Annotated in this window: 28 protein-coding genes; 19 read left to right on the top strand and 9 right to left on the bottom strand. The window is 63.9% G+C overall.

All coding sequences use genetic code 11. From position 1 onward, the window contains the following. The 9 genes from apbC to AC27VQ_RS23650 form a co-directional block, all read left to right on the top strand. A partial coding sequence (gene apbC / locus AC27VQ_RS23690; RefSeq protein ID WP_488718247.1) for an iron-sulfur cluster carrier protein ApbC occupies nucleotides 1–866 on the top strand: 866 nt, incomplete at its 5' end. Between the two features lie 154 nt (nucleotides 867–1020). After that, a complete protein-coding gene (locus AC27VQ_RS23685) occupies nucleotides 1021–2004 on the top strand; it encodes a magnesium transporter CorA family protein (protein ID WP_488718246.1) in 984 nt (327 codons plus the stop codon). Nucleotides 2005–2018: 14 nt separating this feature from the next. Then, a complete protein-coding gene (locus tag AC27VQ_RS23680; RefSeq protein WP_488718245.1) occupies nucleotides 2019–3920 on the top strand; it encodes a potassium transporter Kup in 1902 nt (633 codons plus the stop codon). A gap of 287 nt (nucleotides 3921–4207) precedes the next feature. Then, a complete protein-coding gene (locus AC27VQ_RS23675) occupies nucleotides 4208–5383 on the top strand; it encodes a cell wall hydrolase (RefSeq protein WP_488718248.1) in 1176 nt (391 codons plus the stop codon). 268 nt (nucleotides 5384–5651) lie between these two features. Beyond that, nucleotides 5652–6047, top strand: a complete 396-nt coding sequence (locus tag AC27VQ_RS23670) for an AtpZ/AtpI family protein (RefSeq protein WP_488718244.1) — start codon at nucleotides 5652–5654, stop codon at nucleotides 6045–6047. A gap of 60 nt (nucleotides 6048–6107) precedes the next feature. Beyond that, a complete protein-coding gene (locus tag AC27VQ_RS23665; RefSeq protein ID WP_313532393.1) occupies nucleotides 6108–6860 on the top strand; it encodes a F0F1 ATP synthase subunit A in 753 nt (250 codons plus the stop codon). Between the two features lie 65 nt (nucleotides 6861–6925). After that, nucleotides 6926–7153 (top strand): F0F1 ATP synthase subunit C, encoded by a 228-nt coding sequence (locus AC27VQ_RS23660; protein ID WP_117368645.1) that lies wholly within the window; start codon nucleotides 6926–6928, stop codon nucleotides 7151–7153. 90 nt (nucleotides 7154–7243) lie between these two features. Continuing rightward, nucleotides 7244–7897 (top strand): F0F1 ATP synthase subunit B, encoded by a 654-nt coding sequence (locus tag AC27VQ_RS23655; RefSeq protein ID WP_313532396.1) that lies wholly within the window; start codon nucleotides 7244–7246, stop codon nucleotides 7895–7897. Nucleotides 7898–7908: 11 nt separating this feature from the next. After that, nucleotides 7909–8394, top strand: coding sequence for a F0F1 ATP synthase subunit B (locus AC27VQ_RS23650; protein WP_117368649.1), 486 nt, complete (start codon nucleotides 7909–7911; stop codon nucleotides 8392–8394). A gap of 130 nt (nucleotides 8395–8524) precedes the next feature. On the opposite strand, the gene AC27VQ_RS23645 is transcribed toward AC27VQ_RS23650, so the two are convergent. Further along, on the bottom strand, nucleotides 8525–8701 hold the full coding sequence (locus AC27VQ_RS23645; protein ID WP_488718243.1) for a hypothetical protein: 177 nt from the start codon (nucleotides 8699–8701) through the stop codon (nucleotides 8525–8527). Nucleotides 8702–8861: 160 nt separating this feature from the next. Here AC27VQ_RS23645 and AC27VQ_RS23640 point away from each other — a divergent pair, with 160 nt between their 5' ends. Beyond that, on the top strand, nucleotides 8862–9290 hold the full coding sequence (locus AC27VQ_RS23640; protein WP_488718242.1) for a VOC family protein: 429 nt from the start codon (nucleotides 8862–8864) through the stop codon (nucleotides 9288–9290). 50 nt (nucleotides 9291–9340) lie between these two features. Here the strand turns inward: AC27VQ_RS23640 and rnhB are convergent, their stop codons facing one another. Continuing rightward, entirely contained in the window at nucleotides 9341–9994 is a 654-nt protein-coding gene (gene rnhB / locus AC27VQ_RS23635) for a ribonuclease HII (protein ID WP_488718241.1), read from the bottom strand. Between the two features lie 413 nt (nucleotides 9995–10407). After that, on the bottom strand, nucleotides 10408–11565 hold the full coding sequence (locus AC27VQ_RS23630) for a PA0069 family radical SAM protein (RefSeq protein ID WP_488718240.1): 1158 nt from the start codon (nucleotides 11563–11565) through the stop codon (nucleotides 10408–10410). A gap of 160 nt (nucleotides 11566–11725) precedes the next feature. Here AC27VQ_RS23630 and AC27VQ_RS23625 point away from each other — a divergent pair, with 160 nt between their 5' ends. Continuing rightward, a complete protein-coding gene (locus AC27VQ_RS23625; RefSeq protein WP_488718239.1) occupies nucleotides 11726–12259 on the top strand; it encodes a glycosyl transferase in 534 nt (177 codons plus the stop codon). A 13-nt stretch (nucleotides 12260–12272) separates the two neighbouring features. Here AC27VQ_RS23625 and AC27VQ_RS23620 read toward each other — a convergent pair whose 3' ends face one another. From AC27VQ_RS23620 to AC27VQ_RS23600, 5 genes are all read right to left on the bottom strand, one after another. Next, the gene (locus AC27VQ_RS23620; RefSeq protein ID WP_488718238.1) at nucleotides 12273–13262 is read right to left on the bottom strand and encodes a calcium-binding protein; all 990 of its coding nucleotides are present in this window, start codon (nucleotides 13260–13262) and stop codon (nucleotides 12273–12275) included. A 76-nt stretch (nucleotides 13263–13338) separates the two neighbouring features. Further along, entirely contained in the window at nucleotides 13339–13887 is a 549-nt protein-coding gene (moaB, locus tag AC27VQ_RS23615) for a molybdenum cofactor biosynthesis protein B (RefSeq protein WP_488718237.1), read from the bottom strand. Between the two features lie 9 nt (nucleotides 13888–13896). Further along, nucleotides 13897–14778: a 4-(cytidine 5'-diphospho)-2-C-methyl-D-erythritol kinase gene (locus tag AC27VQ_RS23610; protein ID WP_488718236.1), complete on the bottom strand. Its 882-nt coding sequence runs from the start codon at nucleotides 14776–14778 to the stop codon at nucleotides 13897–13899. Nucleotides 14779–14782: 4 nt separating this feature from the next. Then, entirely contained in the window at nucleotides 14783–16624 is a 1842-nt protein-coding gene (locus tag AC27VQ_RS23605) for a tetratricopeptide repeat protein (protein WP_488718235.1), read from the bottom strand. Between the two features lie 164 nt (nucleotides 16625–16788). Then, entirely contained in the window at nucleotides 16789–17805 is a 1017-nt protein-coding gene (locus tag AC27VQ_RS23600; RefSeq protein ID WP_257947931.1) for a polyprenyl synthetase family protein, read from the bottom strand. Between the two features lie 108 nt (nucleotides 17806–17913). On the opposite strand from AC27VQ_RS23600, the gene AC27VQ_RS23595 reads away from it, so the two are divergent. The 6 genes from AC27VQ_RS23595 (at nucleotide 17914) to AC27VQ_RS23570 (ending at nucleotide 22437) form a co-directional block, all read left to right on the top strand. Beyond that, nucleotides 17914–18135 carry a putative signal transducing protein gene (locus AC27VQ_RS23595; RefSeq protein ID WP_488718234.1) on the top strand — a complete coding sequence of 74 codons (222 nt, stop codon included), beginning with the start codon at nucleotides 17914–17916 and terminating at the stop codon, nucleotides 18133–18135. Beyond that, on the top strand, nucleotides 18132–18929 hold the full coding sequence (locus AC27VQ_RS23590) for a tRNA1(Val) (adenine(37)-N6)-methyltransferase (RefSeq protein ID WP_488718233.1): 798 nt from the start codon (nucleotides 18132–18134) through the stop codon (nucleotides 18927–18929). Before AC27VQ_RS23595 ends, AC27VQ_RS23590 begins: the two co-directional genes overlap by 4 nt. Nucleotides 18930–19006: 77 nt before the next feature. After that, entirely contained in the window at nucleotides 19007–19882 is an 876-nt protein-coding gene (locus AC27VQ_RS23585; RefSeq protein ID WP_488718232.1) for a S49 family peptidase, read from the top strand. A gap of 24 nt (nucleotides 19883–19906) precedes the next feature. Further along, entirely contained in the window at nucleotides 19907–20098 is a 192-nt protein-coding gene (locus AC27VQ_RS23580; protein ID WP_257947926.1) for a hypothetical protein, read from the top strand. A 206-nt stretch (nucleotides 20099–20304) separates the two neighbouring features. Then, nucleotides 20305–21384, top strand: a complete 1080-nt coding sequence (locus AC27VQ_RS23575) for a dTDP-glucose 4,6-dehydratase (protein WP_313532563.1) — start codon at nucleotides 20305–20307, stop codon at nucleotides 21382–21384. A gap of 93 nt (nucleotides 21385–21477) precedes the next feature. Next, nucleotides 21478–22437, top strand: coding sequence for a glycine--tRNA ligase subunit alpha (locus tag AC27VQ_RS23570; protein WP_421591808.1), 960 nt, complete (start codon nucleotides 21478–21480; stop codon nucleotides 22435–22437). Nucleotides 22438–22665: 228 nt separating this feature from the next. Here AC27VQ_RS23570 and AC27VQ_RS23565 read toward each other — a convergent pair whose 3' ends face one another. Continuing rightward, nucleotides 22666–22863, bottom strand: coding sequence for a hypothetical protein (locus AC27VQ_RS23565; protein ID WP_117369659.1), 198 nt, complete (start codon nucleotides 22861–22863; stop codon nucleotides 22666–22668). A gap of 199 nt (nucleotides 22864–23062) precedes the next feature. Here AC27VQ_RS23565 and AC27VQ_RS23560 point away from each other — a divergent pair, with 199 nt between their 5' ends. Beyond that, a complete protein-coding gene (locus AC27VQ_RS23560; RefSeq protein ID WP_488718231.1) occupies nucleotides 23063–23611 on the top strand; it encodes a LemA family protein in 549 nt (182 codons plus the stop codon). A gap of 13 nt (nucleotides 23612–23624) precedes the next feature. After that, on the top strand, nucleotides 23625–25559 hold the full coding sequence (locus AC27VQ_RS23555; protein ID WP_488718230.1) for a DUF2207 domain-containing protein: 1935 nt from the start codon (nucleotides 23625–23627) through the stop codon (nucleotides 25557–25559). The last annotated feature ends 24 nt before the right edge of the window (nucleotides 25560–25583 follow it).

Genomic DNA, 25583 nt, shown 5'->3' with positions numbered 1-25583 from the left:
ACAATCACGCTGGCCACAGTCATGCCGCGCCGGGCCAGCCGCAGCAGCGGGCCAAGTCGGGCATTCCCGGTGTCGGCGCCATCATCGCGGTCGCCTCGGGCAAGGGCGGTGTCGGCAAGTCGACGACCTCGGTCAATCTCGCGCTGGCGCTGAAGGCAAACGGCCTGCGCGTCGGCATTCTCGACGCCGATATCTACGGCCCCTCCATGCCGCGCCTCCTGAAGATTTCCGGTCGGCCGCAGCAGATCGAAGGCCGCATCATCAAGCCGATGGAGAATTACGGCATCAAGGTCATGTCGATGGGCTTCCTCGTCGACGAGGAGGTGGCGATGATCTGGCGCGGGCCGATGATCCAGTCGGCACTGATGCAGATGCTGCGCGAGGTCGCCTGGGGCGATCTCGACGTGCTCGTCGTCGACATGCCGCCGGGCACGGGCGATGCCCAGCTCACCATGGCCCAGCAGGTGCCCCTTGCCGGCGCCGTCATCGTCTCCACGCCGCAGGACCTCGCCCTCATCGATGCCCGCAAGGGTCTCAACATGTTCAACAAGGTCGAGGTGCCGGTGCTCGGCATTGTCGAGAATATGAGCTATTTCATCGCGCCCGATACCGGCAACCGCTACGATATTTTCGGCCATGGCGGCGCGCGCAAGGAGGCCGAGCGCATTGGCGTGCCCTTCCTCGGCGAGGTGCCGCTGACCATGGACATCCGCGAGACCTCGGATGCCGGCACGCCCGTCGTCGTCTCCAATCCGGAGGGCGCGGCGGCCAAGACCTATCGGGCGATCGCCACCCGCGTCTGGCAGGAGCTGGAAACCGTGCAGGGCAAGGGCGCTCGCGACGCACCCGCCATCGTCTTCGAATAGCCGAACCTTTCCGGTGCCGGGACGTTCCGGCTGGTAACTTGATTTTTATGTTGCGCCGCGCAATATGCGCGGCCGACCGCTGATGGTGGCGTCCAATCACGCGCGGATTGCGCGAGGGAGTGTGAGCGATGGTCCGTTCCGGAGCCATTCGCCTGTGATCACGGTTTTCCGTCCCAATGGCGAGGCGCTTGCCTTGCCCACAGCGACCGATTCTGCCGCCGCCGCCGCGCTCGCCGGTGCCGTCTGGGTCGATCTTCTGGAGCCGACGCGCGAGGAGGAACTTCTTGTCGAGCGCGTGCTCGGCATCGAAGTGCCGACCCGCGACGAACTCAAGCACATCGAACCGTCGAGCCGCCTCTATACCGACGGCGCCTCCACCTACATGACCGCCTCGCTGGTCGTGAAGGCCGAGGGCGATCTGCCCCACCTGACCGATGTCGGCTTCATCCTGGCGGCCGGCAAGCTTTTGACGGTGCGTTACGCCGAACCGCGCTCCTTTGCCCTGTTCAAGAGCGCGATGCCCCGCATCGCGGGCGGCTGTTCCACGTCGACCGTCATGATCACGCGGCTCCTGGAAACCATCGCCGACCGCACCGCCGAAATCCTTGAGATCGCGGTGTCGCGCGCCGACAAGCTGTCGTTGGAAGTGTTCGGCGAAAACCGGCATCTGTCACACCGTCCACCGCGCTATCTCGAAGACCGCGTCGTGCAGGTCTCCGCCCTTCACCGGCTGCTGGCCAAGGCGCGCGACAGCCTCGTGTCGCTCTCGCGCATGCTGACCTTCCTGCATGCGCTGCCGGCGCTTCAATCCGACCGGGCGAGCCTTGAACTCTGCCGCACCGTGCAGCGCGACGTGCAGTCGCTGCTGGAGCACGCCAATTTCGTCGCCGGCAACATCACCTTCCTGCTGGATGCCTCGCTCGGCCTCATCAGCCTCGAGCAGAACGCCATCATCAAGATTTTCTCGATCGCTTCGGTGGTGCTTCTGCCGCCGACGCTGATCGCTTCCATCTACGGCATGAATTTTGAGTTCATGCCGGAATTGCACATTGCCTATGCCTATCCGCTGACGCTTGCGGGGATGGTGCTGTCGGCAATCCTTCCGTTTTACTTCTTTCGCTGGAAAGGCTGGCTCTAGAGCCTGATCGCCCCATGCAACCACATGCCGGTAGCGCACCGCACACCCAAAGCCGGGCGCGCACGCTTTTTCTGCTCTCCCTCGGCTCGATCGGCGTCGTCTATGGCGACATCGGCACCAGCCCGCTCTATGCCTTCCGCGAAGCGCTGCGCCCGGTCGCCCATGACGGCATCCAGCGCGTGGAGGTCGTCGGCCTCATCTCGCTGATGATCTGGACGCTGACGATCATCGTCACGCTCAAATACGTGCTCTTCCTGCTGCGCGCCGACAACCACGGCGAGGGCGGTACGCTCTCGCTCCTGGCGCTGCTCTCGAAAACGGCGGGCAACCATGCCCATATCCTGTTCTTCATGGGCGCCATCGGTGCGGCACTGTTCATCGGCGATGCCATGATCACGCCGGCGCTTTCGGTTCTCTCGGCCGTGGAGGGCCTGGAACTGGTGACGCCGACGCTCGGCGATTATGTCGTGCCCATCTCCGTGGTCATTCTCGTCGCGCTGTTTGCCGTGCAGTCCTGGGGAACGGCCGCCGTTTCGAAATTCTTCGGGCCGATTACCGCCGTCTGGTTCATCGTCATGGGCGTCGCCGGCCTCAATCACATCAGCGACGATCTGGGCATTCTTGCGGCATTCAATCCGTATTACGCCGTGGTCTTCATGCTCAACGAGGGCTTTGTCGGCCTCGTCGTGCTCGGCGCCGTCTTCCTGACAGTGACGGGGGCGGAAGCCCTCTACGCGGACCTTGGCCATTTCGGCCGCCGGCCGATCCAGTGGGCGTGGTTCTGTCTGGTATTTCCGGCGCTGACGCTCAACTATCTGGGCCAGGGCGCGCTGGTGCTTGCCCATCCCGAGACGATCGCCAACCCGTTCTTCCTGATGTTCCCGAAATGGGCGCTGCTGCCGGTCGTCATCCTCGCGACCTTCGCAACCGTCATCGCCAGCCAGGCGGTGATCACCGGAGCCTTCTCGCTGACGCGCCAGGCCATCCATCTCGGCTTCCTGCCGCGCATGGAAATCTATCACACCTCGGAAACCCAGACCGGCCAGATCTATCTGCCGGGTGTCAACACCGTGCTGCTGTTCGGCGTGATGCTGCTCGTCTTCATCTTCGGCTCGTCCGAATCGCTGGCGACGGCCTATGGCATCTCCGTGACCGGCGCGATGGTGGTGACGACGGTGCTGGCCTTCGAATTCCTGCGCAAGCGCTGGCGCTGGAAGCCGCTCGCTGCCGCCGCGATCCTGACGCCGCTCTTCCTGCTCGAACTCACCTTCCTCGGCGCAAACCTGCTCAAGGTGCATGACGGCGGCTATGTGCCGGTCATGATCGCTGGTGCGGTTGTCATCCTGATGTGGACCTGGACGCGCGGCACGCGCATCCTGCGCGACAAGACGCGGCGCATCGAAGTGCCGCTGCCGGCCTTCATCAAGTCGGTGGAAAAGCAGAGCGCGCATGCGCCCGTGCAGGTCACGGGCACGGCGATCTTCCTGACGAGCGACCCGGATTTCGCGCCGGCCGCGCTCCTGCACAACATCAAGCACAATCATGTGCTGCACGAGCAGAACTTCATTCTGACGGTCAAGACCGCCAACACGCCGCGCGTCGCGCGCGCCGAGCGCTTCAAGGTCGAGAAGATCTCCGAACGCTTCTCGCGCATCGAAATGCATTTCGGCTTCATGGAGACGCAGAACGTTTCCAGCGCGCTCGGCCTGATGCGCAAGGCGGGCCACAAGTTCGACATCATGTCGACCTCGTTCTATCTCGGCCGGCGCAAGCTCGTGCCGGATGCCCAGTCCGGCATGCCGATGTGGCAGGACCGGCTGTTCATCGGCCTCGCCAACCTCGCCACCGACCCCTCCGACTATTTCCGCCTGCCGACCAACCGCGTGGTCGAGCTGGGTTCGCATGTCGTGATCTGAGAAATTCCAGCAAAAGTGTGCAGCGGTTTTGCATCCGGAATTGCGCCGGGCATTGACGCAAATGTGAAGGGGAGGTGAGCGCCTCCCCCAAAGCGGTTTATCAGCATTAACCAACCATCAAGGTTAATGCTTCATTTTACCCTGAGAACGAGCCGTCAAGAGGCCCGTGCTTCGGCGCGGATAGGCTCCCTACGAACATTCCGGGCAGGAACAGGACGCCGACTGTAGTCGGCGGCAGCGCCTGCACGCGCATCAGGGTGCGGAGTAGTCAGTTGCGTAAGCGTAGCATTCGACATGCAGGTGCAGGCCGCTTCTTCGCGTATCTGAAGCGGCAATGGAAAATCCCCCTGGCGCTCGGCCTGGGCATCGCCGCCGTCCTGCCCACGCAGGCCGCCCATACGGACCTTGCCACCTATCTCGCCGGCCTCAACCGCAAGGGTGGCAACCAGACTATGGTGCTGACCCGCTCGCCGGCCGGCTCCGTCCACGAAATCGAGATCGAATTCGCCGATGCGATGATCACGGGCGGCGTCGAGAACGGGGCAGGGGTGCAGCTGCCCGACGGCATGCAGGCGGCGCTGCGCAGCGAACACAAGGGCCAGGGCGAAATTCCCGACGAGGACCGCGTCAACCGTCGCGACAAGAAGGGCCGAATCGTCGCCGTCATGCCCGTCCTGCCGCCGAAGGATTTTACGGCGGGCTCGATCCTCGAGCGCACGAGCTCGCTGCTCTCGCCGGTCTTCGACACCGGACAGCGCATGGCCTTCGCCAAGGCGGAGATCAAGGGCAAGGAAATCGAGATCGCCACGGCTTTCTACAAGAAGACGCCCGTCCGCAAGGACATCGGCGTCTCCTCGGCCATTGCCGAGCTCGTGACCAGCGACAAGGCCGATGTCCTGGCCACCGCCTATGCCCGCGTCGAGCCAGACTATGCCCGGGAATCACCCTTCGATTCGATCCTGAAGCCGAAAAAGGAACTCGGCCGTTTCATTCCCGATATCTCACCGGATGACCATGCCTGGGCCGCAAGCGTTCTGCCGGCGGAGGTCTTCTCCGCGAAAGAGCAGAAATGCCTCGCGGAAGGCATCTATTTCGAAGCCCGTGGCGAAGAGCTGAAGGGGCAGGCTGCCGTCGCGCAGGTCATTCTCAACCGCGTGCGCAACCCGTCCTACCCGAAAACCATCTGCGGCGTCGTCTACCAGAACGAAAACTGGCGCAACCGCTGCCAGTTCTCCTTCGCCTGCGACCGCATTCCCGATCTGATCCTCTCGCCCTGGCATTGGAAAACCGCCAAGGAGATCGCTATGGCCGTGACGGCCGGCAAGATTTGGTTCGACGATGTGGGCTCGGCCACGCACTACCACGCGACCTATGTGAACCCGCCCTGGGGCCGCACGATGAAACGCGTCGCCAAGATCGGCAAGCACATCTTCTATCGCACCTATGGCGGCGGCTGGAGCTGAGGCTTCCGCTTTCAAGGTGTGGTGAGTCCGTGCCATCGCGCGGACGATTCCCGGGACGAGAAGTCGCGGATCACACGCGATTCCTCGCAAATCATTGATTTATCTCAATATATTTGGCGTTGCACAAAGCTCCGCCATGCCTTGACTATGCGGGCACCTAAAACTATGTTGCGGCCGACTTCGAAAGGGGTCGGTATGGCTTGAATCCTAGCCTTCAATATGTCCGCAATGGGGCGAAAGCGCCGCGGAAAGAGAAACGAGGAACGCCATGGCCGACGATCAGAAGAGAAGTCTGGAAGACCGGCTGAAGCGCCTGGACGCGGAACTCGCGGACAAGCGCAAGACGGACGGGGCGGATGAAGCCGCCGAGGCAAGGGCAGCCGCAAGCCGCACAGGCTATGCAGTCGCCATGAAGCTCTCGAGCGAGTTTGTCGCCGCCGTCATCGTCGGGGCGCTTCTGGGCTATCTTTTGGACCATTTTGCGGGTACAGGGCCCTGGGGGATGATCGTTTTTCTTCTCCTCGGCTTCGGTGCCGGCGTTCTGAACGTCATGCGCGCGGCAGGCATGGTGGCATCGCCCCATCCTGTCGACAGGCTGGCGGGGCGAGAGCTCCAAAAGCCGCCGCGCGGACGCGACGAGACCGAAACGAGGGATGACGCCTGACGGCGAAATCCCACATTGGGTGACTTCCGCCGCAAGGCGGGCAAGCGAGAGAGATAAACGGTGTCCAACGATCCGACCCACCAGTTCCTGGTCAACAAGATTGTTCCGATCGAAATCGGCGGTATCGATTTCTCGTTCACCAATGCCTCGCTCTTCATGGTCGCCACCGTCGCGGTCGCCACGGGCTTCCTCTACTTCACAACCGGCCAGCGCGGTCTGGTTCCGAGCCGCATGCAGTCGGTTTCGGAAATGTCCTATGAATTCATCGCCTCCATGCTCCGGGAAGGGGCGGGCAGCCACGGGATGAAGTTCTTCCCGTTCGTCTTCTCGCTCTTCATGTTCGTGCTCACCGCGAACCTGCTCGGCATGATGCCCTACTTCTTCACCATCACCAGCCAGATCATCGTCACCTTTGCGCTGGCCATGCTCGTCATCGGCACGGTCGTGGTCTACGGCTTCTACAAGCACGGTCTCGGCTTCCTCAAGCTCTTCGTGCCTGCCGGTGTTCCCGGCATGCTTCTTCCGCTGGTCGTCTCGATCGAGGTCATCTCGTTCCTCTCGCGTCCGATCAGCCTCTCGATCCGTCTCTTCGCCAACATGCTGGCGGGTCACATCACGCTCAAGGTCTTCGCCGGCTTCGTCACCTCGCTCAGCGCCCTTGGCGCCGTCGGTGTCGCCGGTGCGATCCTGCCTCTTTTCATGACCGTCGCTCTGACCGGTCTCGAATTCCTCGTGTCGTTCCTGCAGGCTTATGTCTTCGCAGTTCTGACATGCATGTACCTGAACGATGCCGTGCATCCGGGTGGTCACTAAGGAAAAAGTCGCCGGCGCCCTCGGGCGTCGCTCATAGCCGCAACAACCCATTCAAGGAGTTCAACATGGAAGCGGAAGCAGCAAAGTACATCGGCGCAGGTCTTGCCACGTTCGGTCTCGCCGGTACGGCTCTCGGCCTCGGCAACATCTTCGGCAACTACCTGGCCGGCGCTCTTCGCAATCCGTCTGCTGCTGACAGCCAGTTCGGCCGTCTCGTATTCGGCTTCGCCGTTACGGAAGCTCTGGGCATCTTCTCGCTGCTCATCGCTCTCCTCCTCCTCTTCGCCGTCTAATACCGGCTGAGGACTGGACCATGGCCCTTGCCGGGCCGTGGTCCATCGTACGTTTCGTACATGATTTGAGAGTGCCCCCTGGAGGTCAGCATGTCTGTGACCTTGGCATCGGCCGAGTCCACCCCCTTCGAAATCGCCCAGGCGGAAACTCCTGCGGATACGCATGAGACCCCTGCGGATGCGCATGCGGCTCAGCCGGCAGGCGAAGTGCACACCGAAACTGGTGTTGCCCATGGTGAGGAAGCCGGTTCCGGCGTATTCCCGCCTTTCGACCAGACCACCTTCGCATCGCAGCTCCTGTGGCTTGCGATCACCTTCGGTCTTTTCTACCTTCTCATGTCGAAGGTCGTCATTCCGCGCATCGGCGGCATCCTCGAGACGCGCCACGACCGCATCGCGCAGGACCTCGACGAAGCGTCCCGCCTGAAGGCGGAAGCCGACGCCGCGATCGCCGCCTACGAGCAGGACCTCGCGTCCGCCCGTGCCAAGGGCAACGGTATCGCTTCGGCCGCCCGCGACGAAGCCAAGGCCAAGGCCGACGCCGAGCGCGCCAAGATCGAAGCCTCGCTGCAGGACAAGATCGCCGGTGCCGAAACCCGCATCGCCGAAATCAAGGCCAAGGCGCTTGCCGATGTTGGCACGATCGCCGAGGAAACGACGACCGCTCTCGTCGAGCAGCTCATCGGCTCCAAGGCCACCAAGGCCGAGATCGCTTCCGCCGTGAAGTCGGTCGCAGGCAAGTAAGGGAGGTTTCGATGCATTTCGACGCAACATTCTACGCCTTTGTCGGCCTCCTGCTGTTCCTCGCCCTCATCGCCTACCTCAAGGTTCCCGGCATGATGGCAAAGGGTCTCGACGCCCGCGCCGAGAAGATCCAGAACGAGCTGGCGGAAGCCAAGCGTCTTCGCGAGGAAGCCCAGCACCTGCTCGCCGAATACCAGCGCAAGCGCAAGGATGCCGAGGCGGAAGCCGCCAGCATCGTCGCCGCCGCTGAACGCGAAGCCAGCGCTCTGACCGCCGACGCCAAGCAGAAGACCGAAGAATACGTTACCCGCCGCACGGCGCTCTCGGAACAGAAGATCAAGCAGGCGGAAGCCGACGCGATCAACGCCGTCCGCGCCGCCGCCGTCGATCTCGCAGTTGCGGCCGCCGAAAAGGTGATCGCTTCGAAGTCCGACGCCGCCACCGGCAAGGCCCTCTTCGACAACGCCATCAGCGAAGTGAAGACCCGCCTCAACTAAGCGGTTTCATGGGAATGATTTGAAAAGGCCGGTGGAAACGCCGGCCTTTTTGTTTTGGTATGACGAAAAAACAAAAGACCCGGATGCAGGGGAACATCCGGGCCTTCGGGGAGGTCAGGGACGGGGTCGCTTAGCGGCAGACCTTGATGCGCTTGATGACGACATTGCCGTAGTAGTCGTAGGACTTGATCTTCTTGATGAAGCAGTACGGCTGGTAGTCGTAGCTGTAATAGCCAGCCTGGGAAGGTGCCGCGAAGGAGACGGCGGCGATAAGGGCAACGGTGGCGGAAATGATGAACTTGCGCATGGGGTCTCTCCTGATCTCTGGTTGAGGATGAGCCTCTCTCATCCGGTGATCTGAAGGTTTCATATTCCCCCTTGGAGCGCTGTTCCTGACGGAACAGGGTGTTGACTGGGCGGGCGGGCGACCTAGCTAGGAGGCTTTCCACGTCAAGGGAGAGCAGGCCATGGAAACGCAGGAACTCCATCGCGGCCGTCTCATCGACCATATCCAGCTGGTCGTGCGAGACCTGCCGGCCAGCCGACGCTTCTACGAAGCCATTTTCGACGCGTTGAAAATTCCGATCGGCGGGACCGGCGCGGATTATTTCTGGTTGGACGAACTTTTCATCTCGAGCGTCGACAGCGAGGCCGCCGCCGGTAAATTGACCGGGCGGCATCATCTCGCCTTCCAGGCGGCGGACCATGCCATGGTCAAGGCCTTCTACGAGGCGGGGCTTGCCGCGGGCGGCAAGGACAATGGCGCGCCGGGCGAGCGGCCCTATCATCCCGGCTATTTCGCCGCCTTTCTGCTCGATCCCGACGGCAACAATATCGAGGCGGCCCATCACGGCGACGCGCAACGCAGCGCGCCGTCGGTGAAGATCACCTTCTAGCGGCTATCGAGGCCGTACCGGATGAGGCGAGGTTTCCCGGACGAGGTGGATCAATCGTCCTGCCGCAGCGGCCGGAAACTCATGCGGTGGAGCCGGCAGGGGCCGAGGGTCTGGATCGCGGTGCGATGCACCTCTGTGGCATAGCCGGCATGAATGGTGAAGCCGTAGCCGGGGAAGGTGGATTCGGCGCGCGCCATCATGCGGTCACGCGTGACTTTGGCGACGATCGAGGCGGCGGCGATGGAGACGGACAGCGCATCGCCCTTGACGACGGCACGGCCTTCGCAGGCTAGGCCCGGCGGCACGTCGCGGCCGTCTGTCAGCACCAGCTTCGGCGCGATCTCCAGCCCGGCGACGGCGCGGCGCATGGCGTCAAGGCTGGCCTTGCGGATGTCCGTGTCGTCGATGCGGCGCGACCCGCTGGAGGCGACGGAGACGAAAGCCGATTGCAGGATCTGCGTGAAAAGCAGCTCGCGCCTTGCCGCCGTCAGCTTTTTGGAATCGTTCAGCCCTTCCGGAATGTCGTCCGGATCGAGGATCACGGCGGCGGCCACGACGGGGCCGGCGAGCGGCCCGCGCCCGGCCTCGTCCGTGCCGGCGACGGGCCAAAGGCCGCGCTTGCGGGCAGCGATCTCCATCGCAAAATCCGGCCCGTCGGGCAGCGCGAAAAGAAGGCGGGAATCGGAGGATGTGCTCTTGGCCATGCGGGGACCTTGCACATCCGTCCGATTCCCTGCAAGTCCTCCGACAGGGGCGGCGGTCGGAGGAACGCCCGGCGCGTCCAGGGGCTGACGCTGCCGGAAGAGGTTTTGCGACGCCCGCACCGGAATGGTGCGGACCCCGCAGATTCGATTCAAGTTCCCCCCGCCCGCTACCGGCAGCGCCGTCACAACAGCAGAACTACCGCATGTGCGTGAAGGACTTGCCTCCTGCCTTTCTCCCCAACGGGGAGAAGGTCGCGACAGCGGGACGAGGGGGCCTCGCTGACGTCAAACGGTGCACCATCCCCCTCATCCCCTGCGCAACATGTTGCGCCTGAACCCTTCGGGCCACCTTCTCCCCGAGGGGGAGAAGGGAAAAGCGAGACCGTCGTCTCCCATGCGATGCGAAGCCATGCTCACAGCAGCGATAGCTGCACGCCGCTGCCGGACGGCGGAATGAACTGGTCGCTGGCGAGGCTGCGCCGGGTGCGGGTCAGCCCCAGCCGCTTGGATGCCATTTCGAAGCGCCGCGCGATCTGCCAGGCATAGGGACCGGCTCCCTTCATGCGCTTGCCGAATTCGGCGTCGTAGTCCTTGCCGTCGCGCATCGAGCGCACCAGCGACATGACATGGCGGTAGCGGTCCGGATAGTTGCGCAGCAGCCATTCCCGGAAGAGCGGGCTCACTTCGAGCGGCAGGCGCAGCAGCACGTAGCTTGCCTCCAGCGCCCCGGCCGCCTTGCCCGAATCAAGCACGCGCTCGACCTCATGGTCGTTGAGGCCCGGAATGATCGGCGCCATCATGACGGCGGTCGGGATACCGGCCTCCGAAAGCGCGCGGATCGCTTCCAGCCGGCGCGACGGGGTCGCGGCGCGCGGCTCCATGGTGCGGGCGAGCTTGCGGTCGAGCGTCGTGACGGACAGGCCGACCCAGGCAAGGCCGCGGGCGGCCATGCGCGAGAGGATATCGATGTCGCGCATGACGAGCGCCGACTTGGTGACGATGGAGACCGGGTGGTTCGCCTTGTCGAGCACTTCGAGGATCTGGCGCATGATCCGCCATTCCTTCTCGATCGGCTGGTAGGGGTCCGTATTGGTGCCGATGGCGATGACGCGCGGCTTGTAGCCGGGCTTGGAAAGCTCGCGCTCCAGAAGTTTCGGCGCATCGGGTTTGGCAAACAGCTTCGCCTCGAAATCGAGGCCGGCCGAGAGTCCCATGAAGGCATGCGTGGGTCGGGCGAAGCAATAGATGCAGCCATGCTCGCAGCCGCGATAGGGATTGATCGACCGGTCAAAGGGAATGTCGGGCGATTCGTTACGGGTGATGATCGTGCGCGGCTTTTCGACCTGCACGTCCGTGCGGAAGGGCGGCAGGTCTTCCAGCGTCTGCCAGCCGTCGTCGAAGCCTTCCCGCGTCAGCGGTTCGAAGCGGCCGGTGAAATTCAGCCCGGCGCCGCGGCCGCGCCGGCGGTCCCCGTCGATGCGCATGCCCGTTTCAGCCAGCAGCGCTTCGGCAACGTCTTTCGTGTGGCTGGGCGCAAGCGCGCCCTGCCTGAGGCTCACAAGATCGTTCATGGCTGTCTCCGGGGAGCGATGGGCTCCGGTTCAAAGACTATATTCCTATCGCCGGAATGAGAACATTGCAAGAACAAAATTCCGTTCCACTGCTAACCATCACCGGAAGTCGGCTTGGGCGGGCGATGGAAATCCATGCTGCAATGCGGTATTGAAGGGGATGCTGACGATCATCATGGAATGCCGGGACAACGAAGCGGAACTGGCGCAGACCCTTTCGGCGCTGGTGAGCGGCGCGGTCGAGGGCGTTGTGCGCGACGTGATCGTGCTTGACCAGGGTTCGCGCGACGGCTCCTCGAAAGTGGCGGACGCGGCAGGATGCCGCTTCCTCACCGATTGGGACATGAAGGATCTGGTGCGCTCGGCGCGCGGTGACTGGCTGCTCTTGCTGGAGCCCGGCGCACGGCCGCTTTCGGGCTGGGTGGAGGCGGTGGTCGACCATGTGGCGATCAACGGCAATCCGGCGCGCTTCCTGGGATCGCGCAATCACCGCCGGCCGTTCTTCCAGCGGCTTGGGCGCCGGATGGCGCCCTTGGAGCACGGCTATCTCGTCAGCAAGCGCGAGGCCTCTGCGGCGGCGCGCTCGGGCATGACGCTTGCGGATCTGGCAAAGGGTGCCGGTGTACGGACCCTCGTTGCCGAGATCGTGCCGGCCTGGGCGGTAAAGGCTCTTCGCGCCGGCATGACCCCCTAAAATATTGTCCTATCTAGAGCAGGAAGTCACCGACCACCAGGCTGCTGGCGCCGCGCACCTCGATCTGGAAATCGGCACGCCCGTCGCCATTGACGTCGCCGGAGACAATGCCGCCTGCGAAGCGCACTTCGCCGGCCGTGTTGGAGAAGGCGTGGCTGCCGACGAAGCTGAAGGCCTGGTTGCCGCCCGTGCCGGTGTTGGCGTCGATGTCGCGCAGGTCGATTCTGTCGCCCTGGCCATGGTTGAAGTCGAGGATGACGTCGCGGCGGGCGCCGACGACCGTTTCCGCAATGGCATTGAAGTCGAAGCGATCCGCACCGGCATCGCCCTGCAGGAGGTCCATGCCGCGACCGCCGACGAGCACGTCATTGTTGCCGCGGCCGGCCAGCGCGTCGTCGCCATTGAGGCCTTTCAGCGTGTTGGCGGCACCCGAGCCGAAGATGGCGTCGCCGGCATTCGTGCCCTCGGCGTTTTCGATGCTGACGAGGGTTTCGAAGCGGTTGGCGCCGGTCTGTGCAAGGCCCTGCTGCAGGTCGATGCCGACGCCGGAGCCGCCGAGAACATTGTCGTCGTCGCGGGGCAGGTAGCTGATCGAATCGATGCCCGCGCCGCCGTTGAAGGTGTTCTGCTGGCCGACCGAGAAGAATTTGTCGTTGCCGTTCTCGCCGAAATAGCTGCTCTTGAAGGTGCTGACCGCGATCGTGTCGTTGCCGTCGCCGGCCCTGACGGTATCGCCAAGTTCATTGGAGAAGGAGCCGAAGCCCGTGCCGACATAGGTGTCGTTGCCCGCGCCGAGCAGGATGACGTTGCCGTCTTCCTTGACATTGACGACGCTGTCATTGCCGGCGCCGGCATCGACGAAGTTCCGGCCGCCGAAATCGTCGGAGCGGTCGAGAATGATCGTGTCGTCGCCGCCGAGCGTGCGAAGGGTGACCTCGGTGTTGTTGATATTGCCGCCCTGGGTGAAGCGGTCTGCGCCGTTGGTGCCGGTGATCGTTGCCATGTCGCTCTCTCCTTTGCTCTCTGTGATGAGAACCTTAGGGGAGGGTGGAATGGCGCGCAGTGTCCTATGGAACAGGTCAGCCGGCCGAGCGCTTCAGGTGCTCGTCAAGGCGCGGCATGATTTCCACGAAGTTGCAGGGCATGTGGCGGTAGTCGAGCTGTGCCTTGAGGATACCGTCCCAGGCGTCCTTGCAGGCGCCGGGCGAGCCCGGCAGCACGAAGATGAAGGTGGCGTTGAGCACACCGCCCGTCGCGCGCGACTGGATCGTCGAGGTGCCGATCTTGTCGTAGGAAATGCGGTGAAACACCGCGGAAAAGCCGTCCATGCGCTTTTCGAAGATCGGCTCCAGCGCATCCGGCGTCACGTCGCGGCCGGTAAAGCCCGTGCCGCCGGTGGTGATCACCACGTCGATGGTCTCGTCGCGGGTCCAGGTCTCCACCTGCGCGCGAATGGCGGCCACGTCGTCCTTGACGATGGCGCGGGCGGCAAGGCGATGGCCGGCTTCCGTGATGCGGGCGACGAGCGTGTCGCCGGAGCGATCGTCGGCGAGGACGCGCGTATCGGACACGGTCAGCACGGCAATGCCGACGGGAATGAAGGGCCGCGTTTCGTCAAGCTTCGCCATGGGGCACTCCTATCCCAGCGTCGTGGTGGCGGTGAAGAACCAGTGCGGGTGTTTTTCCGAGAGCGCCGCCGCCGCCGCTTCCGCCGCTTCCGTCGAAGGGTATAGCGCGAAGCAGGTCGCGCCGGAACCGGACATGCGCACCACGCGTGCATCCGTCGCGGTTAGGTCGTCGGCGATCGTCGATATCTCGGGGCACAGCTGTCGGGCCGGGGGCTCGAGATCGTTGCGCAGCCGCGCGATGGCGGCGGGCCAGTCCTGCGGCTGCGGCTCCAGGAAGAGCGGCGGATTGTGCCGGGAGGCGAGCGCCTTGAAGACGGCGGGCGTCGAGACGCCGACCAGCGGATTGCCGAGCACCACCGGCATGGCGGGCAGGACAACGGGCGTGATGTCCTCACCGATGCTGCGGGCGATCAGCGGATGCCCGGCAAGGCACATCGGCACATCGGCGCCAAGGCTGATGGAGATGGCGTGCAGGACATCCGGCGGAAGGCGACCCTGCCACAGCCGGACAAGGCCGCGCAGCGTTGCCGCCGCATCCGCCGAGCCGCCACCGATGCCGGAGGCGATGGGCAGGTTCTTTTCGAGATGGATATGGACGGGCGGGGCCGGTTGCCCCCGCTCCGCGAGGGCCGCACGCAGCCAGTCGCGGGCGCGGATCACAAGGTTGTCGCCATCGGCATCCAGCGCCGCGCCGAATCGGCCGGAAATCGTGAAGCGATCTTCCGCTGCCGGAGAAAAGCCGAGGCGGTCGCCGAATCGGGTGAAGCTGACGAGGCTGTCGAGCAGGTGATAGCCATCGTCGCGCTGCCCGACGACATGCAGCGCCAGATTGATCTTTGCCGCCGCCTGTTCGACGACGGCAAAGCCTGAAAGTCTATCGCTGGCCGGCATGCGGTCAGGACTTGCGGTCGACCGCCGTGCTCTCGGGCGTCGAGTTCTGCACCGGCTTTTCGTCCTTGGCTTCGGCCGAAGCGGGCTCGGTCTTCTTCACCTCGGGCAGGCCGTTTTCGATCTTCAGCTTGATCTTCGGGATTTCGGCTTCTTCCGGATTGAGGCCGAGCGTGCGGTTCCACTGGAAGGTCGCTTCCAGCTTGCGACCGACGCGCCAGTAGGCATCGCCGAGGTGGTCGTTGATCGTGGGATCACCGGCCTTCAGCTCCGCCGCCCGCTCCAGTTCCGCCACCGCATCGTCGAAACGGCCGAGACGGAAATAGGCCCAGCCGAGCGAATCGACGATGTAGCCGTCGTCGGGCTTGAGGCTCACGGCCTTGCGGATCATGTCCAAGCCCTCGTCGAGGTTCTTGTTCATATCCACCCAGGAATAGCCGAGATAGTTCAGCACCTGCGGCTGGTCCGGATTGAGCTCCAGCGCCTTGCGGAAGTTCGGCTCGGCCTTGTCCCATTCCTTCAGGCGCTCATGCGCGATGGCGCGCTGGAAGAAGATGCTCCAGTGATTGCGCTGCGCGACCGGGCCGATGACATCGGCCGCCTTGTCGTAAAGCGCGGCCATCGCTTTATAGTCCTTGGCGTCGGACAGCACGCTGCCGAGCGCCAGATAGCTGCGCAGGTCGGTCGGATCGGTATCGATCAGTTGCTGCAGATGCTTCTTGGCCTCCGGCACCTTGCCGGTATCGGCGAGGTTCAGGCCGAGCTGCAATTCGGAAATGCGGCGCATCGGCGATTTTTCCGGCACGGCGCGGTAATATTCGATGGCGCGTTCCGGCTTCTTCTGGTTTTCGGCAAGACCGCCGAGCAGAACCAGCATGTCGTCGCTATCGGGATCGAGCGCACGCGCCGTCTGGAGATAGAGCGAGACGATGTCCTCGGCCCCGTCGCGGTTCAGCGCGCCGCCGATCGAGAACAGCACGGCGGCAGCACCCTGGGATGCGGTGCGGACCTGCTGTTCCTGCTTCTCGCCCGCTTCGATGCTCTGGCGCAGCGCCTTCAGCGGGGCATAGCTGGTGATGAAATTGTCGCCGACGGAAACCGCGTCGAGCGCCTTCTGCTTGTTGCCGTCGCGCGCTTCGAGGCGGGCGAGCGCCATCACGGCGCGGAGGAACGTATCGGGAGCGGCGCTCGCCCCATTGCGGTCGAGGATCGCCTCGTTCAGCCGCGCGCGGGCCGTCGCCTTGTCACCGGCAGCGGCAGCAAGCGCACCGGCATGATAGTTCTTGAAGATGGCGAGCCATTCCGGCCCTTCCATACCCGAGATCAGCTTGAGCGCATCCTTCGGCTTGCCGTCGCCGAACTTGGCCCAGGCGACCAGGAGATCGTTCATCATCTTGTCGAGATCGTTCGGGCCCTTGTAGGCGAGGATCTTTTCCGCCGACTTGTATTCCCGCTTGCGGATCGCCTCCATGCCGCGCACGACGGCGGTGATGCGCTCGACGGCCGGATCGTTCTTCAGGGCGTCGGCGAGTTTGACGCCTTCCTCGAAGTCGCCGTTCATCAGCTGCGTCACCATCAGGCGCTGCTTGACGTCGGCATTGGTGGCGTCGAATTGCAGCGCGATCTTGTAGAGCGCGACCGCGGTCTCATAGTCCTTGTCGAAATCCGCCGTGCGGGCGGCCAGGAAGGCGCCGGAGAAGGTGTTGACGCTCAAGGGGTCGAACGGCTTTTCGTCGGCGGCCACCACAGCGGGCTTTTCCTCCGCGAAGGCCGCGAGAGGGCCGGTCAGCGCGATGCTGGCCGCGAGCGCGACGCCGGAGAGGAGCCGGAGGAGGAGGAAATGCCGCATCAAAATGCCTTTCGCCAGCAGGTATGAAAGAAGCCCGGAAACCACGCATGACAAATCATGCCACGATGGCGCCCAAATCAGGCAAGGACTCATGACGGCAGAGAATGGCTTTTTTGGCGCGGTGCGGCAAGAAAATCCTGCCGCACTCTTTTAGGTCTGGGGGATCAGCTGACGCGCGAGATGCAGAAGTCGATGACTTCGAGCAGTGCATCCTTCCAGGGCGAGGCGGGAAGCGGCGCCAGCGCGTCACGGGCGATCATGCCGTAATGCTGCGCGCGGGCGATGGTATCGGAAAGACCATTGTAGCGCGAGATGAGGCCGAAGGCGCGCTCGAGATTGGCGTCGTCGCTCTTGCCGCCTTCGATCGCCTCGCGCCAGAAGGCACGGTCTTCCGCCGTGCCGCGCCGCCAGGCGAGGATGACCGGCAGCGTGATCTTGCCCTCGCGGAAATCGTCGCCGGTGTTCTTGCCGAGATCGGCCGCCTTGCCGCCGTAGTCCAGCGCATCGTCGACGAGCTGGAAGGCGAGCCCGAGATTCATGCCGTAGGATTTCAGCGCGTTGCGCTCGGCCTTGCTGGTGTTGGAAACGATCGGGCCGACTTCCGCCGCTGCTGCGAAGAGCGCCGCCGTCTTGGCGCGGATGACCTGGAGATAATCGTCCTCGGTCGTCTCCATGTTCTTGGCGACGGAGAGCTGGAGCACTTCGCCCTCGGCGATCACCGTCGCGGCGGTCGAGAGCACGTCGAGCGCTTCGAGCGAGCCGACTTCCACCATCATCTTGAACGCCTGGCCGAGCAGGAAATCGCCGACCAGCACGCTCGCCTGGTTACCCCAGATCATGCGGGCGGTGGATTTTCCGCGGCGCAGGTCGCTTTCATCGACCACATCGTCATGCAGAAGCGTCGCCGTGTGCATGAACTCGACGCTGGTCGCGAGCTTGATATGATGATCGCCGTCATAGCCGAACATCGAGGCGGAGGCGAGCGTCAGCATCGGGCGCAGGCGCTTGCCGCCCGAGGAGATCAGGTGGTTGGCGACCTCCGGGATCATCTGCACGTCGGAACCGGCTTTCGACAGGATCAGCTGGTTCACCCGCTCCATGTCGGCCTTGGTCAGGTCAACCAGCGGCTTCACCGATGCCTGTTTGTTTTTGCCTTCTTCAAGCGGTATCACGACGCCCAAATGCCCGGACTCCTGTTCATTTTTGTTGAAAGACAATAGAAAGCGGGGCTCCATGCGGCAAGAGGCGAATTGTCCCGCCTCCCCAATTATGGCTGGAAAACGACCGGAATGATCGAAGTGATCCGCACCAACGACGCCGTCCTGCTCTCCTTCGCGGAAAGCCTGATGAAAGAAGCGGGCATCCATTGCCTGATCGCCGACGAGGGTATGAGCATCCTGGAGGGCTCGCTCGGCATGCTGCCGCGCCGCTTCCTCGTCGAAATCGACCGGGAGACCGAAGCACGCCGGATCCTCAAGGATGCGGGGTTGGAAGCGGAGCTGCGCGCGTGAGCGAAACGGCGCAAAAGCCTGCCACCGAAACCGTCGACGCATTCCATTACGGCCGTTTCCATCTGGTGCAGCCGAAGGGCATCGGCCACCGCTCTGGCATGGATGCCATGCTGCTGGCGGCCCTCGTTGCCGGCGATGGCCCGATGCGCGTCGCCGATCTCGGCGCGGGCGCGGGCGCTGCCGGCCTCGCCGTTGCCGCACGCATCGAAAAAGCCGAAGTGCTGCTCGTCGAGCGCTCGCCGCTGATGGCCGGTTTCGCGCGCAAGACACTGGCGCTCCCCCAGAATGCCGCCTTCGCGCCGCGTGTTTCCGTGCTGGAAGCCGATGTCGGTCTTTCCGGCAAGGCACGCCTCGAAGCGGGCCTCGTGGATGACGCTTACGACCACGTCATCATGAACCCGCCCTTCAACGACCGCATCGACAGCCGCACGCCCGATGCCCTGAAGGCCGAGGCGCATGCCATGGAGCACGACCTTTTCGAACGCTGGATCAAGACGGCGGGCGCCATCATGAAACCCGGCGGCCAACTCTCGCTGATCGCCCGCCCGCAATCCATCGCCGAGATCATCGCCGCCTGCGGCCGCCGCTTCGGCGGCATCGAGATCACCGCGCTGCACGCCCGCGACGGCGAAGCTGCCCTGCGCATCCTCGTCACCGCCATCAAGGGCTCGCGCACAAAGCTCGCCTTGCGCATGCCGCTCGTCATGCATGAACCCGGTCGCCACGACTTCACCCCCTTCGTCAACGACCTCAACAACGGGCTTGCCGACTACAAGCGCCTGCCCAGAACCTGAATCTTCGGCCCCGCCATTGTGTTTTTCCCGCTCGTGCATACATCAGCCGGGCAATCCAACGGGAGACGACACGCGCGATGGCCGGATTTTTGAAGACGCTGGTGCCGAAGAGATTCCGCAAAGAGGGCGTGGCGATCCCGGTCGTCAGGCTGCATGGCGCGATCATGGCGGGCGGCAGCCAGTTCCGCCCGGCGCTCAATCTCGCGACCGCTTCGGCCGCGCTCGAAAAGGCGTTTTCCTACAAAGAGGCGCCGGCCGTCGCCATTTCGATCAATTCGCCCGGCGGTTCGCCGGTGCAGTCGCGGCTGATCTTCCAGCGCATTCGTGACCTTGCGGAAGAGAAGAGGAAGCGCGTCTTCGTCTTCGTCGAGGACGTCGCGGCCTCCGGCGGCTATATGATCGCGCTGGCGGGTGACGAGATATTTGCCGATCCGACCTCCATCGTCGGCTCGATCGGCGTCGTTTCGGGAGGCTTCGGTTTTCCGGAAATGCTGAAGAAGATCGGCGTCGAGCGCCGCGTCTATACGGCCGGCACCAACAAGGCGATCCTCGATCCGTTCCAGCCGGAAAAGGAGCATGAGATCGATTATCTCAAGTCGCTCCAGCTCGAAATCCACCAAGTCTTCATCGACATGGTCAAAACGCGCCGCGCCGGCAAGCTGGCCGACGATCCGGATCTTTTCTCCGGCCTGTTCTGGACGGGCGGGCGCGGCCTGTCGCTCGGCCTGATCGACGGCCTTGCCGACATGCGCTCCGAACTGAAGAAGCGCTATGGTGAAAAGACCCGCCTCGAACTCGTCTCCGCGCCAAAAGGGCTGTTTGGTCGCAAGGCGCCGGGTGTCGGGGGGCTTTCCGAGGATATTGCCGGTCGTATAGGCTCGGCGGGCGTGGCGGCGGTGGCCGATCTCGCGGAAGAAAAAGCGCTGTGGGGCCGCTTCGGGCTCTCCGGATAAAACAAGACTCTTGGGGGAGGGGCGATGGCCCAGATCATCTTTCTGCTTCTGGTCGTCGGCCTTGCCTGGTTCGGCTATCGCAAATTCGTCGCCGATGCCGAGCGATTGAGCCGGTTGCGCAAGCGTGCCGAAGAGGAACGCCAGACCGGCGCGACAGGCACGCTGGTGAAGGACCCCGAAACCGGCGAGTACCGCCTGCGCCGCGACGACGAGTAGTTTCGGCACGATCCGTGCCGTTGCGGGAACCGGGAAAGTCCGGCTTTGTGCCGGCCTGGTACATTAACCTAAACCCGTAAGGTTAATGCCGGATTTACACTGCTGCATCCCAGGGTTTTGCTTGCTCCCGCGCGTGGGAAGGCCGATCTAACGGCAAAGGTCGCATGATGCGGCCCGTCTATGCATGCAGTGAACGGAGTAAAATTATGGCCTCGCTCGACCTCGACCGGATCCGCACCATCGTCGTGACCGGTGGCGCTGGCTTCCTCGGCTCGCATATCGTCGACGACCTCCTGCATCACTGCCCGAATGCCCGCATCCGCGTGCTCGACAGCTTCACCTATGCCGCCGACATGGCCCATCTCGACGGTGCCTTCCGTTCTGGCCGCGTGACGCTGCAGGAAGGCGATGTCGGCAATCTCGATCTCGTCACCGAGGTCCTGAAGGACGCCGACCTCGTCGTGCATGCCGCCGGCGAAAGCCATGTCGAGCGCGCCTTTTCCGTGCCGGAACGTTTTACGCTCGCCAATGCGCTCGGCACGCAGGTGCTGGTGGAGGCGATGGGCCGCCGCCGCGTGCCCTTGATGATCCATATCAGTTCCGCAGAGGTCTATGGTGCCGGCACGGGCGGCAATGGCGCGCCGGTCGGCGAGCTTGCGCCGCTCCTGCCCGATAATCCGCACGGCGCTTCCAAGGCTGCCGCCGAAATGCTGATCGCCGGTCTCACCCGCTCCTTCGGCGTCGATATCCGCGTGCTGCGCCCGGTCAATGTCGTCGGTACGCGCCAGAACACCGAAAAGCTCCTGCCGCGCTTCCTGGAGCTCGCCGCTGTGGGTCGGCCGCTGCCGGTGCATGGCGATGGCGCCCAGATGCGTGCCTTCGTCACCATGGCGGATGTCTGTTCGGCCCTCCGCACGGTCGTAACCAAGGGTGCGGAAAACGCCACCTACAATGTCGCCGGCGATGAGCTCTTCGATATCCTGACGGTGGCCCGCATGGTGCTCGATGCCGTGCAGGAGCCGGTCTCCGGCGTCAATTTCGTGACCGGCCGCCCTGACAATGTCAGCCGCCCGCCGCTCGATACGCGCGCTCTGAAGGCGCTCGGCTGGGAGGCGAAGGGGTCGCTTCGCCGCGAGCTGCCGGCCCTTGCGGCCTGGTATGGCGCGCGCATCCCGCCCGGCCTGCGCCGGCAGATCCGCAATGTGCCGGACCTCGCGCCGCAGCGCGTGCAGGCCGTCACGCAGGCTGCCGGTTCGGGTCTGTTCCGTTCGCTGGAGCGGCACTGAGGGGTCGCGGGCACCCGCCCGAAACCCTTGACCCTCCGGCCGCATCGTGGCACCAGTCCGCCAGCTTTTCAAAGAATGCCCGGATCGACGCCGATGACCTCTGCCCTGCCTGATCACATGAACCCGACCCGCTCCTTTCAGGGGCTGATCCTGACGCTCCATAACTATTGGGCGGACAAGGGTTGCGCGGTTCTCCAGCCCTACGACATGGAAGTCGGCGCCGGCACGTTCCACCCGGCGACCACGCTGCGCGCGCTTGGGCCCAAGCCGTGGCGTGCCGCCTACGTGCAGCCCTCGCGCCGCCCGTCGGACGGCCGCTACGGCGAGAACCCGAACCGTCTTCAGCATTATTACCAGTATCAGGTCATCCTGAAGCCGAACCCGTCGAACCTGCAGGAACTCTATCTCGGCTCGCTCGCCGCGATCGGCCTCGATCCGCTGCTGCATGACGTGCGCTTCGTGGAAGACGACTGGGAAAGCCCGACGCTCGGCGCCTGGGGCCTTGGCTGGGAATGCTGGTGCGACGGCATGGAAGTCTCGCAGTTCACCTATTTCCAGCAGGTCTGCGGCATCGAATGCGCGCCCGTCGCGGGTGAACTGACCTATGGTCTGGAACGCCTCGCCATGTATGTGCAGGGCGTGGACAACGTCTATGACCTCAACTTCAACGGCCGCGAGGGCGACGAGAAGATCACCTATGGCGACGTCTTCCTGCAGGCCGAGCAGGAATATTCCCGCCACAACTTCGAATTCGCCGACACCGCCATGCTGCACCGCCACTTCATCGATGCGGAGAAGGAGTGCATCGCGCTGCTCGCCGCCGGTGCGCCGGGTGATGCGGATAACCAGCGCCTGCACAAATGCGTGCTGCCGGCCTATGACCAGTGCATCAAGGCGAGCCATGTCTTCAACCTGCTCGATGCGCGCGGTGTGATCTCCGTTACCGAGCGCCAGAGCTATATCCTGCGCGTGCGCACGCTGGCCAAGGCCTGCGGCGAGGCCTTCCTGCTGACCGATGCCGGCGGCGTGAACTGGACGAAGGACGCGGCCTGAGGGTCGATCTTTCGGTTGCCGGCGCCACCGCACCTCTCCTCCGTCATCCTCGGGCTTGACCCGAGGATCCATGCCACAAGCAAGGCGGTGCGGATGTGTGGATCCTCGGGTCAAGCCCGAGGATGACGACAGAGGGGATGCGCCGTCCAGGCGACACTCACATGCGCTACCTAGCAAAAAAGCCATCCGGGCTTGCCGGATGGCTTTTTTGCTTTGGGAGGAAAACCCTCAAGCCTGCGAAGAAACCTTCACGCCGAGTTCCCAGACGGGCTTCAGGGTGGGGAAGGCGCCGGTGGGGAGCTGGCCGGCATAGGTCTGGAGAGCCCGGCGTACACCCGTCGGACGGTCGACCGAGGCGCCCATCGTGTAGGCGAGAAACAGGGCGGTGAAACCGAGGACGTTGAGGGTGAAGGTGAGGGCTTTCATGACGGTGGCTTCAAGGTTCGTGTTGGTGATGAAGCGACTATCGGCCAAAGCGCGACGGCGCGCGGTTCCCCCGGTGACAGGTCGTGAACGTGCTGATGCTATTGATGGAATGGCGGCCGGCCTTCGCCCCGAAAGGGCTTTCCTGCCGCGCGGCGAGTGCTAAGCTCGCACATAACGAAGAGAAGGAGCGGAGAACCCCATGATCGGTCTGGCAATTGCGGCGGTGGTCGTCATCTACGCCGTCATTATCTACAACGGCCTCGTGCGTGCACGACAGGTCAAGGAAGAGGCCTGGTCGGGCATCGACGTGCAGCTGAAGCGCCGCGCCGATCTCATCCCCAACCTGCTCGAAACCGTGAAGGGTTACGCCGCGCACGAAAAAGAGACGCTGGAAAAGGTCGTGGAACTGCGCAACCGCGCCCAGGCCGTGCCGGAGGGGGATGTTGCCGGCCGCGCTGCCGCCGAGGGCATGCTGAGCCAGGCGCTCGGCCGCATCTTCGCGCTCGCCGAAGCCTATCCGGATCTCAAGGCCAACCAGAATTTTGCTGAATTGCAGCAGACGCTGGAGACCACCGAAGGCGAGATCCAGATGTCGCGGCGCTACTACAACGGCGCGGCGCGCGATCTCAACGTCAAGGTCGAGAGTTTCCCCTCGAACCTCGTGGCAAACGTCTTCAAATTCGTCAAAGCGCCCTATTTCGAGATCGAGAACCCGGCCGACCGCGCCGTGCCGACCGTCAAATTCTGATCTCGGAGTTTTTATGACGCGGATTGCTGCTTTCCTGACGCTTTGCTTTCTCGTCCTCTTCGGGGGCGCGGCACGAGCGGAAGAGTTTTTCGATCGCTACGATTCCGATATCAAGGTGGCGAGGAACGGCACGTTGACGGTGACGGAGGCGATGCGCGTCTATGCCGAGGGCAACCAGATCCGCCGTGGCATCTATCGCGATTTCCCGCTGACCTTCGTCGATGCCAATGGCCGGGAACTGCAGGTCGGCTTCAAAATCCTGAGCGTCGAGCGCGATGGTAAGCCGGAACCCTATCACACGGAAAGCATCCGCCGCGGCGTGCGCATCTATTTCGGCTCGGCCGATGTGCTGCTCGATCCCGGCTACCACGATTATCGCCTGACCTACGAGACGACACGGCAGATCCGCTTCTTCGATAGCCATGACGAGCTGTTCTGGAACGTCACCGGCACGGAATGGGCCTTCCCGATCCGTCAGGCGACTGCGACCGTCACCCTGCCGGAGGGCGTGAACGCGCAGGAGCTGACCTATTTCACCGGCCCGCTCGGTGCGACGGACAAGAATGCGCGGGCGGAAAATCGCGGCAACCGGGCTACGTTCGAAACGACCCGTCCACTCGGCGTCATGGAAGGGTTGACGATCGGCGTGAAGATGCCGGCTGGCAGCATAACCAAGCCGACGGCGGCTGAGGAACGCCTGCTGTTCCTTCAGGACAACAAGAGCCTCTTCCTCGCCTTCGGCGGGTTGATCGTCGTCGTCGGCTACTATCTCTGGGCCTGGCTCTCCGTCGGCCGCGATCCGCCGGCCGGCGTCGTCGTGCCGCGCTGGGATGCGCCGGAGGGCCTGTCGCCGGCGCTCGTCAACTATATCGACGAGAAGGGCTTTGGCGGGCAGGGCTGGACGGCGGTGTCGGCCTCCTTCCTCAACCTCGCGGTCAAGGGGCTGGTCGAGCTCAACGACCTGAAAAATTCCATCACCGTCACCCGCACTGCCAAGCCCATCGAGGGGCCGCTGCCGACGGGGGAAGCGACCCTGATGTCGTCGCTGCGCGCCGAGGGCAGCCTCTTCGTCATCGAAAAATCCAACGGCAAGCGCGTGCAGACGCTTGGCAAGGATTTCCGCGAGGCGATGGAGCGGGAACACCGCCGCAAATATTATCTCGCCAACTGGCCACAGGCGATCGGCGGCGTGCTGCTGTCGCTCGTCTGCGTGGCGGCACTGCTTATCTTCGGTTCGCTGCCGGAGGAGGGGATCGCGCTGGTCGTCGTTCCCATCTTCGCCTCGGTCTTCATCTCGATCTTCGCCGTGGCGCTCGGCCAGAACCTGCGGCAGGCGCGATCGCTCGGCGCGCGTATCTTCGCGGTCGCCCTCATCGCCTTCGTCGGCTTCATCTTCCTCACGGTGTTCGGCGGCCTCGCCATCGGCTTCTTCGTGGCGGGGGCGGCGAACGGCCAGCTGCCGCTGCTCGCCGCGCTGTGCGGCATCCTCGTCACCAATCTCGTCTTCTTCTTCCTGATGGGTGCACCCACCCCGCTCGGACGGAAGATGATGGACGGCATCGAGGGGCTGCGGCAATATCTGACGCTCGCGGAAAAAGACCGCATGAACATGGCCGGCGCGCCGGAAATGTCACCGCGCCATTTCGAGACCTTGCTGCCCTATGCCGTGGCACTCGGCGTGGAAAAGCCTTGGGCCGAGACCTTCGATCGCTGGCTTCTGGCGGCGGCTGCTGCCGGTGCGGCGGCGAGCTATCAGCCCGTTTGGTATCACGGCGACGGTTTCTCCTCCGGCAGTTTCTCCGATCGCATGGGCGGTTTTGCCGGCTCGATGGCCGGCACCATGACCGCCTCGCTGCCCGATCCGCCGAAAAGCTCGTCCTCCGGCTTCTCCTCGGGCGGCGGCTCCTCCGGTGGCGGCGGAGGCGGTGGCGGCGGGGGCGGCTGGTAGACTTTTCGGCATTGAGCGGATGAC

Source organism: Shinella sp. 20P9.1.1 (assembly GCF_057798995.1).
Note: the sequence above shows the minus strand (reverse complement) of the source record. Positions and strands in the feature narration are given on the sequence as shown.